The 12,534-nt window shown below is 43.6% G+C and carries 10 protein-coding genes; 8 read left to right on the top strand and 2 right to left on the bottom strand.

From position 1 onward, the window contains the following. Positions 1–49: 49 nt before the first annotated feature. Both AAEY88_RS03140 and AAEY88_RS03135 read left to right on the top strand, forming a co-directional pair. Positions 50–1,726, top strand: a complete 1,677-nt coding sequence (locus AAEY88_RS03140; protein ID WP_350558916.1) for an iron ABC transporter permease — start codon at positions 50–52, stop codon at positions 1,724–1,726. Between the two features lie 76 nt (positions 1,727–1,802). Beyond that, positions 1,803–3,131 carry an ABC transporter ATP-binding protein gene (locus tag AAEY88_RS03135; RefSeq protein ID WP_350558913.1) on the top strand — a complete coding sequence of 443 codons (1,329 nt, stop codon included), beginning with the start codon at positions 1,803–1,805 and terminating at the stop codon, positions 3,129–3,131. 30 nt (positions 3,132–3,161) lie between these two features. Here AAEY88_RS03135 and AAEY88_RS03130 read toward each other — a convergent pair whose 3' ends face one another. Together AAEY88_RS03130 and AAEY88_RS03125 are read right to left on the bottom strand one after the other, a co-directional pair. Beyond that, entirely contained in the window at positions 3,162–4,049 is an 888-nt protein-coding gene (locus AAEY88_RS03130) for a methyltransferase domain-containing protein (protein WP_350558910.1), read from the bottom strand. 58 nt (positions 4,050–4,107) lie between these two features. Beyond that, positions 4,108–4,389 carry a hypothetical protein gene (locus AAEY88_RS03125; RefSeq protein ID WP_350558907.1) on the bottom strand — a complete coding sequence of 94 codons (282 nt, stop codon included), beginning with the start codon at positions 4,387–4,389 and terminating at the stop codon, positions 4,108–4,110. Between the two features lie 409 nt (positions 4,390–4,798). Between AAEY88_RS03125 and AAEY88_RS03120 the strand changes: the two genes are divergently transcribed. The 6 genes from AAEY88_RS03120 (at position 4,799) to AAEY88_RS03095 (ending at position 12,507) form a co-directional block, all read left to right on the top strand. Then, positions 4,799–6,502 carry a dienelactone hydrolase family protein gene (locus tag AAEY88_RS03120; RefSeq protein WP_350558904.1) on the top strand — a complete coding sequence of 568 codons (1,704 nt, stop codon included), beginning with the start codon at positions 4,799–4,801 and terminating at the stop codon, positions 6,500–6,502. Between the two features lie 108 nt (positions 6,503–6,610). Further along, positions 6,611–6,790 (top strand): hypothetical protein, encoded by a 180-nt coding sequence (locus AAEY88_RS03115; RefSeq protein ID WP_350558901.1) that lies wholly within the window; start codon positions 6,611–6,613, stop codon positions 6,788–6,790. A 335-nt stretch (positions 6,791–7,125) separates the two neighbouring features. Next, positions 7,126–9,858: a DNA gyrase subunit A gene (gene gyrA / locus AAEY88_RS03110; protein WP_350558898.1), complete on the top strand. Its 2,733-nt coding sequence runs from the start codon at positions 7,126–7,128 to the stop codon at positions 9,856–9,858. 268 nt (positions 9,859–10,126) lie between these two features. Beyond that, positions 10,127–11,197, top strand: coding sequence for an EamA family transporter RarD (gene rarD, locus AAEY88_RS03105; protein ID WP_350558895.1), 1,071 nt, complete (start codon positions 10,127–10,129; stop codon positions 11,195–11,197). A gap of 308 nt (positions 11,198–11,505) precedes the next feature. Further along, positions 11,506–12,174 (top strand): glutathione S-transferase, encoded by a 669-nt coding sequence (locus tag AAEY88_RS03100; RefSeq protein ID WP_350558892.1) that lies wholly within the window; start codon positions 11,506–11,508, stop codon positions 12,172–12,174. A 75-nt stretch (positions 12,175–12,249) separates the two neighbouring features. Beyond that, positions 12,250–12,507, top strand: coding sequence for a hypothetical protein (locus AAEY88_RS03095; RefSeq protein ID WP_350558889.1), 258 nt, complete (start codon positions 12,250–12,252; stop codon positions 12,505–12,507). The last annotated feature ends 27 nt before the right edge of the window (positions 12,508–12,534 follow it).

Genomic DNA, 12,534 nt, shown 5'->3' with positions numbered 1-12,534 from the left:
TCTAGTATTTATAGTACAGTCCTTATGCGTCTGACACGGTAAAAATTTTATGATGACAATGCGAAAAGCGGCTGTGCGTCAAGACCATACTGTCAATGATAATAACCATGACAACCAGTCGGTCAGCCAAGATCATATTGTCAGTAAGCGTGTTCTATCGAAATCAGTCTTAGGGCTGATTTCGTTGTTTATGCTAGTACCAATTTTAATTGTGCTGCTGTCATGGACACAGCCGATGGCAGATATTTGGACGCATATGCGCGAATATGTACTGCCGCAAGTTCTCAAAAATACCGCCATTTTATTGCTCATGGTGACTATAATATCAGGCAGTATTGGCACTGCGCTTGCTTGGGTAACGAGTATGTATCGTTTCCCTGGGCAGCGATTTTTTTCGTGGGCGCTGATGTTACCGCTGGCGATACCAGCTTATGTTTTGGCTTTTGTGACGGTAGGTATTGTTGATTTTAGTGGGCCGTTGCAAACGGGACTACGAGATTTAGGTATCAGTGCAGCTATCCCCTCAGTACGTAATGTTTGGGGCGCCGGTTTGGTATTATCACTGGCATTTTATCCTTATGTTTATCTGTTGGCACGCCAAGCCTTTTTATCTCAAGGTCGGCGTGCGATTGAAGCGGGTCAAATGCTGGGTTTAAGCCGTAGTCGGATATTTTTTCGCTTGGCGTTACCGCAAGCATTGCCTTGGGTTATTGGCGGACTGTTGCTTGCCACTATGGAAACCCTTGCTGATTTTGGGGCGGTGTCAGTTTTTAATGTCGACACCTTTACCACCGCGATTTATAAGGCATGGTTTGGTTTCTTTAGTCTGACCACTGCCGCCCAGTTAGCAGGTCTGTTAATCGGAGTGATATTTATCGTGGTGCTCTTTGAGCAGTACTGGCAAGCAAGGCGCGGTACTATCGTCACTCAAGGTAGTAATCGCCGCTTTGAGGCTAGCACGCCAGCTAAGATAGCGATGGCATTATTATGTACAGTAGTCTTTTTAATTGCTTTTTTGATCCCATTCTTACAGCTGATCTACTGGACAGCGATGAATTTTCGCCAAGATTTTGATGCCCGCTATATTGATTTTGTCATCAACAGTCTATTGATTGCCAGTATGACCACGCTGTTTATTGCCGTTTTAGCCATTATTATTGCGTGGGTCAAGCGTCAATATCCAGATAAATCTACTAAATTAATGACGACTTTGGCTAACTTGGGCTATGTAGTGCCAGGTACAGTATTGGCGGTGGGCGTTTTTATCCCAATTGCTTGGGTTGATAATCAGCTGATAGCTTTTGGAGTCACATCGGAGCAAGTGTTGTCAGGTAGTGTCATTGTGATGCTACTGGCCTTATCAACGCGCTTTATGACCGTTAGTTTTCAGCCAGTTGATCGACAGTTACAACGTTTAACGGTTAATCAAGAAGCGGCTGCTAAATTGCTTAGTGACAGTCCATTGCAGCGCTGGCGACAAGTGGTCTTACCCGTACTTAGTCCTGGGGTATTGACTGCTTTATTGATGGGCTTTGTTGAAGTCATGAAAGAGATGCCTATTACCTTGATGACGCGCAGGCAAGGTTGGGATACGTTAGCAGTGCGAGTGTTTGAGATGACCAGTGAAGGTATGTGGGGCCGAGCAGCGCTACCCAGCTTACTCATTGTGCTGGTTGGACTGCTTCCGGTATGGATATTACTGCGTCAAAGTGACAAAACTGGTTAATGCTCGTTTTTATATATGAGCTGCTTTACTGCTTTATTTTACCCCTCTAATCATTAACCGCTTATTGGTACCGTCTATGTATACTGACTTGATGAATGACTCGACAGACCAACCAGATCAAAAGTCCACCAAGATTAAGACGAGACCTGATCATGCTCAGCAACCGCCAGCGTCTCTAACAGCAGCATCGCAAACTGATAAAAATCAGGTTCATAAGCGCAATACACCTAGGCAAGAGGATTATCATATAAAGGATACTAACAACGAAGTCGGCAATAATCCTTATTTTAGTGTGCAAGATTTAGTGGTTGGTTATGATGATACCACGGTGGTGAATGGGTTATCACTGACCCTTCAACAAGGTGAGATTGGCTGTTTTTTGGGTTACAGCGGCTGTGGAAAAACTACGGCGCTACGGGCAATTGCAGGTTTAGAACCCACACGTTTTGGGGTAATTGGCTTAAATAATCAGTGTCTAACTGAGCAGGCGGCACGTACCTCTTTTTCAGTAGCACCCGCTAAGCGTGGCATGGGTATGGTGTTCCAAGATTATGCGCTGTTTGGACATTTAAGTGTTGCCAAAAACATTGCTTTTGGCCTTAATAAATGGTCATCCGCTGATAAAAAAGCACGGGTGGCTGAAATGTTAAGTCTGGTTGAGCTCTCAGAACATGCTGATAAGCGGCCAACTGAACTCTCGGGAGGTCAGCAGCAGCGAGTTGCCTTAGCACGAGCATTGGCCCCTAAGCCTAAATTATTGCTACTTGATGAGCCATTTTCTAATCTTGACGTGATACTACGTGAGTCGTTAGCGATGAGCGTGCGTGATATTCTGAAGCGTACCAATACCACGGCAATTTTAGTCACTCATGATCAAAACGAAGCTTTTGCATTAGCGGATAAAGTCGGTGTGATGCATGAGGGTAAACTAGTCCAGTGGGCGACCCCAACCGAGTTATATCATGAGCCAGTCAGTCCATTTGTTGCCGAGTTCGTTGGCGAAGGGGCAATGATAGATGGCGTCATTAAAGAAGGCCATGTCGAGACCGCACTTGGTGATATTTACCGACGTATGGAAGTCTATGATGAGGCAGGGCAGCCGCAGTATTGTCAATACGACTATCCCAATGGCACACTGATTAAGGTGCTTGTACGCCCTGACGATATCATTCATGATGATGACAGCACACAAACAGCACTGGTGGTTGGACGGGTATTTCGCGGTGCAAACTATCTATATCGCCTACAACTGGACGACGGACAGACAGTATTAGCTTTGGTTTCCAGCCATCATAACCATGAGGTGGGCTCGCGTATTGGTATATTGCCGATGCTTAAGCATGTGGTGGTCTTCGATGAAAAGAATATCAACGCTACCACGTGGTCAGAATATGATATGTCATAAAAGGCCAGCGTTTAAAAACTGTCTGGCGGGTTAGTGACGGTTACGAGTCGCTAATATATGTAAATAGCGCCCGAGCCATTTATAGGGTTCTTGCTGTGAGTAGCGCAGCTCCATCCGTATCACTGCTTCGGGATCAGTATTGCCGCCGCGTTTTAACGGCGTATAATCATGAAACACGCGCAGACCACTGGTAAGCACTATTTGATAATGATGGTCTTGTAACCATGACTCTACTTGCTGCTTAGCAACAGGATGATTAGGGGTCAGGCTTGTTTTGTTGTCCGATTTATATTCCTTGTTATCGAGTAGATTAAAATTACCCATAATAAGGTTGCGATAATCAAAGCTTGCTGGATTATAAAAGCATAACGACAGCGTGCCATTCTCGGTAAGCTGACTATCAAAAAAGTCCATAATTGCCTCTGGTTCTGCCAGCCATTCCAGTAACGCATGACATAGAATTAAATCAAACTTGGCTGCTTTATCAGCGCGCAGCTTATCTTCAAGCTGTTGATAAGGGCAAACAACCCATGTGATCGGCCCGAAAGCCCTTGTATCAAAAGTATGGCTATTGACAGCTGCCTTTTGTTTTTTAAAATTGGCTTTGGCCTTGGCAAGCATATTAGTAGAGATGTCATTAACCACGACGCTATGACCCTGCCCAGCAAGGTCAATCGCTATTTGCGCCAATCCTGCCCCCACATCTAAAATCTGTAGCGGACGTTCAAGTGCGTTACTCATTTGGTCGACATACTCAAAAATATCTCGGCGTAACACTGCCAGCCGAATCTCACCTTTTAAGCCACCATAAACCTTTTTTTCAAAATGATCCGCAATAGCATCAAAGCTACGATCAGTAGGTTGGTCTTCCTGCTTTATTGGGTCTTGCGCTTGATGGTCTTTATTATCAGTTTGCATAAGGATTTACGCTGTTTTTACTGGGATTAGGTTCATGAGGTTATGTAAGTAGATCACACTAACGCTTGCGCCGCCGATTGATGACCCATTTAAATATTAATTTAGATAGGGTAATGATCACAAATACCACCGCAACAAACACCCAAATACCAGACCCTTGTAAGTTGGCTTGATAAGCAGAGGCGAGATAAGCTGACAGCCCCATAGCAATCAGTAGCGAACCCCAGCGCACAAACGGTAATGCGCTGTTATTGTGATTTGGAAAACTGGCGGCGTAGTCACTAGAAAAGCTGTATAGCACCATCGCCAAAATCCAAACGATAGCAAGAATGATATCCATAATAAGTAAGACCTGTATATAAGTGACGATATTTTAAGGTGTTAGGTCACCAAGGTTAAAACGAAACTGCGACTAGTGTAGCGGGTAGAAATATTTTGTCTACAATAACCGACATTTTCGTGAGGTAAGCGGATAATACAGTTAATGAGAACAGCGTTACTAATTGTAGGTTATTAAAAGCTGTTTGTAGGTTATTAAAAGCTGTAAGTTATTAAAAGTACAATTCAGACATCAGCATTCAGTGGTTGTGTTTGGCATACATTTTATGATGACGTCTGCTTGCATACTTCATAGTAGCTTTTCATAACATTTTACGGTATAAACAGTAAGGTGCAAGACACAACATTTGCTCTTATCGACTGCCTAGGAGATAGACAGCCTCTTTTGATTACTGCTAAGGATAGCACTTATGATCATACCTAACATGACCACCAAGCCTGCCGCTAATGCTCAATCACTCTCCTGCATCAACCAGATAAATACGCCAATAATGACTCGTTGTCTATTATCAGTTGCAGTAGCGAGTGCGCTATTACTTGCTGGTTGTGGCGATGATAGTGAAACAACCATCACTTATATTAATGCACCTCAGCCCATTGCAACGTTTACTGCCGATGAAATCGATGATGAATTGTTAGAAGCCTCTGCTATCGGTAAAGCAGTGACACCAGATGCTGTCTGCGGGGTTACGGTAGAAAAAATAAGTTATCAAACGGTTGGTTCAGCAGGGGAGTCAACCAATGCAACTGCCGCATTGATGTTGCCTAGTGGTAATACCGCTGAGTGTCAAGGTGATCGTCCGATATTACTACATGCTCATGGTACGGCGACTGAGAAGTCCTACGACTTTACGCAGGTGGGCAATACTGAGAATTCTGCGGGCGTGAGAGCAACGTTAATGGCGGCGAACTTTGCAGCGCAAGGTTACATTGTGATCGCGCCAAACTATGCAGGCTATGATACCTCTGATCTTGATTATCATCCATATTTGAATGCTAATCAGCAGTCGGCGGAAATGGTAACCGCTTTAAATACTGCACGTATGCTGATTAAGCAGCAACAAGGTGCTAATAATGCTAACTACGTCAAGGTTAAGGATTCCGGTAAGTTATTTCTTACCGGTTATTCACAAGGTGGGCATGTGGCGATGGCGACCGCACGTCTTTTAGAGGAAGCTGGCAAGCCTGTAACCGCTATGGCACCTTCATCAGGTCCGTATGCATTGGCTGCTTTTGGTGACGCGATATTTGCAGGTAATGTAAATATTGGGGCGACCGCATTTGCACCGATGCTAGCCATCAGTCTACAAAAAGTAAATAACGATATCTATCGAAACCCAACCGATCTCTTTTCTCCGCAGTATGCGAATACCAGGCTGCCAACCACGTCGAGTTTTGAAGATCTCATAAAAACTGGAAAACTACCGCAGACCACATTATTCCAAACAGCACCGACTGGAATACCGGAGTTAGATGCCGTTACCCCAGAAGAAGGCTTTGGTTTTGCGGACAAAAATTATTTGGTACAGACAAATTTTCGTGCTGTCTATTTAGCGGACGCTCAAGCTAATCCCGATGGATTGCTGATTAAAAATGGCAATGCGTTACCAGCAGCTACTCCACAAAACAATCTCCGTAAAGCACTAAAAGCCAATGATTTACGCGGTTATGCACCCACTATGCCAACCCTTATTTGCGGTGGTAACCAAGACCCAACAGTATTCTATGATCTGAATACTGGTGCGATGTCAGCGCTATTGCAGGGCAAAAGCATGCAAAACCCAGCTGCTAAGCTTAACGTAACCGTATTAGACGTTGATGCGACTAACGCAGCTAAGCGCGATCAAAATACGTTAACTACAATTGGCCAAGCGTCAATGAACGCATGGAATGTTCAGACAGTCATTGACAATGTCCAAGCTAAGTTCGCTGGCACGGTTCAGTTAGTCGGTAAAAACGCAGCGGATCAAGTTATTAGCAATGGTGGTACGCCAGCACAGGCGGAACAAGCTTCGCAAGTTGCTGTATTAAGTACCTATCATGCTGGACTCGTCAGTACTGCTTGTACTCAAGCGACGCGTGAGTTCTTTAATCAAGAATTTATAAAATCGTAGGATAGTCAGTATTTCTTAATCTAAGAAAAGACAATTCCAAACAAAACTGTATCCACGTGGGTGCAGTTTTTTTAATGGTTAACCTCTTCACATAATAAAGAGAAGAATATGAAAGCAATCATACCGGCACTACTAGCGCTAGCCTTTACTGCCGCACCGGTGATTCAAGCACAAGCCCAAAACATACCTTGCTCTGGTAAAATGGGTGGTATCGATCATTGTTCAAAAGACGGCAAGTTCGTCTGCAAAAATGGAAAGATAAGCAAATCTAAAAAAATATGTCGTTAGGGCAAGTTCGATATCTACCAATATCGTAAGATAACTCTTCACTAATATTCTGGAAAATTTACTACTAGTGACCTGATTTGCTTAAGTTTAATGACGTACGAATGCCCCTAAATAGGCAAATTTGTGCTAAAATAGTTTCTTTTATTCAACATTAAAACTATCGCTATCTCCCTATCATTTTGCACGCTTTGTAGCGTTTTTTTATGGGTTATATTTGGGCAATAGCTGCGCGTTTGTGCGGCTATGTTTGGTTATACCTATTGGCTGTGATTATAAGCCTTGCATACAAAACAAAACTGCAAGATAGTGAAATGGATGCGAGTGAAGGAATGTATATGAGCGAATCGGTCAGTCCTATTGGCATCGTCGATGAATTAAAGCAATCCTATTTGGATTATGCGATGAGTGTGATTGTCTCGCGCGCGCTACCTGATGTGCGTGATGGGTTCAAGCCAGTACACCGCCGTGTGATGTATGCGATGCACGTGTTATCTAATGACTACAATAAAGCCTATAAGAAGTCGGCACGTGTGGTCGGTGATGTCATCGGTAAATATCATCCGCATGGCGATAGTGCAGTATATGATGCGATTGTGCGGATGGCGCAGGACTTTAGCTTGCGTTATCCAATGGTTGATGGTCAAGGTAACTTTGGCTCGATTGATGATGATCCACCGGCTGCCATGCGTTATACCGAAGTACGTATGACCAAACTGACCCATCAGATGCTTGCTGACTTGGATAAAGACACCGTTGATTGGGAAGATAACTACGATGGATCTGAGCGCATGCCCAGCGTTATGCCGGCACGTGTTCCCAACTTATTAGTTAATGGTGCGACTGGTATTGCCGTCGGTATGGCGACCAATATGGCACCGCATAACCTTACCGAAGTGATTAATGCCTGCCTAGCGTATGCTAACAATCCGCAAATATCTGGTGAGGAGCTGATGACCTATATCTCAGGTCCTGACTTTCCTACCGGCGGTATTATTTATGGTCGTGCGGGCATTTTAGACGCCTATCGCACTGGTAAAGGTCGTTTACATATACGCGGTCGCTATATTATTGAGGCTATGGCTGATACTGGTGTTAACCGGGATCGTGAACGTATTGTATTCACTGAAGTACCTTATCAGGCCAATAAAGCCAAGCTTATTGAACGTATTGCTGAATTAGTTCGTGACAAGAAAATCGAAGGTATTAGCGAGATTCGGGATGAGTCTGATAAAGACGGCATGCGTATCGCTATTGATTTACGTCGTGGCGAAACCGCTGAAGTTATTGTTAATAACTTGTTTCTGCAAACACCACTTGAATCCAGCTTTAGTATTAATATGGTAGCGCTGGATAATGGACAGCCGAAGCTATTGACCTTGCGTCAGCTGATTGCTGCATTTGTGCGTCACCGTCAAGAAGTCGTCACTCGTCGTACTATTTATGAGCTTAATAAAGCCCGTGTACGTGGTCATTTGCTCGAAGGTTTGACCGTTGCTCTTGCCAATATTGACGAGATTATTGCAACTATTAAGGTTTCTGCCAGTCGCGCTACCGCCCGTGAGAACTTGCTAAATACTACTTGGGGCTCAGGTAGCGTACAAGCAATGTTAGACGCTGCTGGAAGCCAATCGGTACGTCCTGACTTTATCGAAGGTGAAGATCCAAAAGCACCGTTTGGTCTGATTGAAGGTGCGGAAAATTATCGCTTATCATTAGATCAGGTCAATGCGATTTTAGAGATGCAATTGCATCGCCTAACCGGTCTTGAGCAAGATAAGCTGACGGAAGAATACCAAGACTTATTACGTGAAATCGCTAATTTAGAATCTATCCTTGGTGATTTTGATAAACTGATGACCATTATCTCTAATGAGATGATTGAGATTCGCGACAACTTCGGTGATGAACGTCGTACTGATATCATCGATTCACGGACTGATTTTAGCCGTGAAGATTTGATACCTGAACAAACCGTAGTGATGACTGTATCGCGTACGGGTTATGCAAAAACCCAGCCGATTGATGATTATGTTGCTCAAAAACGTGGCGGTAAAGGCAAATCTGCTACCGCTATGAAAGAAGACGATGTGATTGACCACTTAATTGTGACCTCAACGCACGCAACTGTGTTGTGTTTCACCGATACTGGCCGAGTGTTTAGTTTGCGCGGTTTTGAAGTGCCGATTGCCAGTCGCGGTGCGCGTGGTCGTCCATTGGTGAATCTGATTGGTCTTAATAACGATGAGACCGTAACCACTATTTTACCGATTCCGCAAACGACTGATGAAGTGACCGGTCATTTTGTATTCTTTGCTACCGCTAATGGCACAGTCAAGCGGGTTGAGCTTGAGCAGTTTGCTAGCATTCGCTCTAATGGTCTAATTGCCGTTGGTTTAGAAGATGGTGATAAGTTGGTTAGCGCTCGTATTACTGATGGATCACAGGATGTGATGCTGTTTGCTTCCAGTGGTAAAGCCATTCGCTTCGATGAGAATGATGCGCGCTCGATGGGACGTACTGCTAAAGGCGTTCGTGGTATGCGTCTAGCTAAAGACGAGTTCATTAAGTCGCTAGTGGTCATTGAAGAGGATGTCCGAGAAATTTTGATTGCCTGTGAAAACGGCTTTGGTAAACGTACCTTTATTGAAGAGTTTAATAAACAAGGGCGTGGCGGTGGCGGTGTTATCGCTATTAAAACCAGTAAACGTAATGGAGCACTGGTACGTGCGACTAAGGTTGAACCTGAAGACGATATTATTTTAATATCTGATAAAGGTACCTTGGTGCGTACACCCGTCGAACACGTGGCTAGTGCAGGTCGTAACACCCAAGGCGTCACCCTGATTCGTTTGTCAAAAGATGAAAAACTGGTTGCTATGGCGCGGGTTGAGTATGTAGAAAGCGATAACGCTTTAGTCGATGCGCTTAAAGAAGATGGTGTCTTTGAAGTAGAAGGTCAGGAACAAATGGACATCGATGCTGCTGTCACTGATAGCACCGCTACTGATGGTACTGTTAACAATGATATTGTTGATGGTGATGAAGTTACCGATAACGACGTAGAATAAGTGTGGGTCTTTATAGCTCCTAGTCTTATAGACTGATAAGCAGAGTTATTGCTTATCAGTTCTGATTTTGACATAATACTGGCCTATAATGTGAGTACCATAAAGTAATCCAGATTGTCTTAGCAGTGTTTGATTGGCTAATGACAAAATGAAAGGAAGCCTCCGACGTTCGCGTCTGAGGCTTTTGTTTTTTTTCTGATAAATCATTATTGATATAACCTATTTATAAAGGCTGTTTTTTAAAAGCTATTTTTTCAAGGCTGTTGTTATGTTGACCACCAACCAAACTGTGCAGGGAACCGCCGCTGCGGCGATTGCAAATTTTTTATTCTCGTTATTGTTTTTGTTTGGGCTATTTATGCACCCGCTATCGGGTACGCAAGTAGCATCATGGCGCGTGTTGATGATGCTATTCAGTTTGGTTTTATTGGTCAGTATACTAAAGCAGTGGCAGCATATTTTTGATTATTTAAAGACCTTAAAAACACCAACAGAGTGGTTTTTATTTATATTACCAACCCCGATTTTGGGTGGGCAAATTTGGCTGTTTATGTGGGGGCCCGTTAATGGTTTAGGCCTTGATGTGACCTTGGGCTACTTTTTATACCCATTGGTGATGATACTGGTTGGCCGCTTTTGTTATCATGAGTCAATGAGTACCTTGCAGTGGGTTGCTACTGTCTGTGCTGCTGCTGGTATTGGCTACGATGTGCTGCAATACGGTACTATATCGTGGGCGACCTTGTTTGTGTGCTTGGGTTATCCACCTTATTATTTACTACGGCGCAAATTAGCCGTACCGCCTATCACCGGTTTAATATCAGATCTTGTACTGCTATCGCCGGTTGTTTTAGTGGCATTATATAGCAGTGGCGGCTTTGATCTGGCAGTATCAACCAGTAGATTGTGGTATTTACTACCGCTGCTCGGTATTATTAGTACAGCAGCAATGTCGCTGACTATGATTGCCAGTCGCAAGCTACCGGTCTCTCTATTTGGCACCTTATGCTATCTTGAGCCGATATTTTTGTTCGTATTCTCGTTAACCATTTTAAACCAAAATGTTGAAGAGGCTGGCTCTTTATTCATGTATGGTATGATTTTCGTGGCGCTGCTAATCATGATTGCCGATAGTGCGATGGGCTACTTGGCGCGCCGCCGTGACAACCGCTTGCATGGTTATACTGAGCCCCAAATTAACAGTTTTCCGCCGCGTCGTCGCCTAAAAAACCGCCGTATCAAAGGGGTATTAACCGCACATCGGTTTCGTAAAATCAGACGCTATCGACAAAAAATTAATAAGATGTCACGTAAAATTGAGCAACTGCATTCAAGGTAGAGGTAGATCATAATCAGACAGTTTTAACCTGACCAGACAGACATTGTTTTTCGTAACAGTAGTGTCCGTGTGTGGTGTCAAAGGTAAGTTAAGTGCGCTATTATCAATAGCAACTGTATATCACTCTGCTCTATATTAGCTTGTATCAATCTGTTTTATTTAAGGCACGCTAGTGAATAAAATATGAAACGAGTAGAAAAAAGACGCGCGAAAATTGTGGCTAACTTAACAAAACAGTTCCGTTAAGCGAGTCTGATGCCGTCAACGTTTTATGTTTGGTTTACGATAACTTATTATTAGGATGGTCTATGTTACACCTTCATCATTTAGAAAATTCACGCTCTTTTCGTATTCTGTGGTTGTTAGAAGAGCTGGATGTTGACTATAAACTGACCTGTTATCAGCGCAATAAAGCGTATCTTTCACCCGATAGCTTAAAGAAAATTCATCCACTGGGTCACGCGCCAATCCTAGAAGTGGGTGATCGCGCGTTGGTTGAGTCTGGATTTATCATTGAATATCTGCTTAAGCATTATGATAAAGACCAGCTGTTTAAGCCTGCCGATAGTAATGAAGCAGCTTGGGACGCGTACACTTTTTGGTTGCACTTTGCCGAAGCGTCAGCGATGCCACCCTTGGTCATGCGTTTGGTATTTAATAAAGTGGTGGAGAAGTCACCAATGCTGATCAAGCCCATTAGTAAAAATATCCAAAAGCAGGTCGAAAGTAGCTTAATTGAGGACAGTATTAGCAGTATATTGACCATGATGGAGCAACAGCTACAGGACAATCACTGGTTCGCAGGTGAGGCCTTCAGTGCTGCTGATATTCAAATGTATTTTGTCGTGGTCGCTGCCAAATCTCGTACAGGACTAGATAATGGCAACTATGCTAATTTATTAAATTGGCTCAAACGCTGTCAGGAGCGTGACGCTTTTAAGCGCGCTGAAGCAAAAGGTGGTCGTATTCAGTTTTAAACGTAAAAGAAGTCATTTTTGGCGTTTTATATATATTTTACTGGTTAATAGATAGAATCTCGATAAGGTAACGTGATGACAGAGCGCAATAAACGGGATGGCAGTAATAAAGACACCCTTGATAAAAATCAACGCCATTTAGCAGAGCATACGGTCGATCCCCAGCAAGTCTCTATTAAGGCATGGTCGCAAAAGCTGCTGGTTGCGTTATTATGCCTTGCCAGCTTCTACGGTGGCTGGAAGTCGTACGAATCTAGTATGGTCAATCAATGCTTCGCTAGCGGCGGACAAATCGTTGAGCGCGATAAAACCATATTGTGCGAGATATCATAAATCATGTATTTTATGAAGAGGAGATGT

The sequence above is a fragment of the Psychrobacter sp. CAL346-MNA-CIBAN-0220 genome, assembly GCF_040309805.1.
In the GTDB taxonomy this organism is placed as follows: domain Bacteria; phylum Pseudomonadota; class Gammaproteobacteria; order Pseudomonadales; family Moraxellaceae; genus Psychrobacter.
This window is presented reverse-complemented; position numbering and strand designations above follow the sequence as displayed.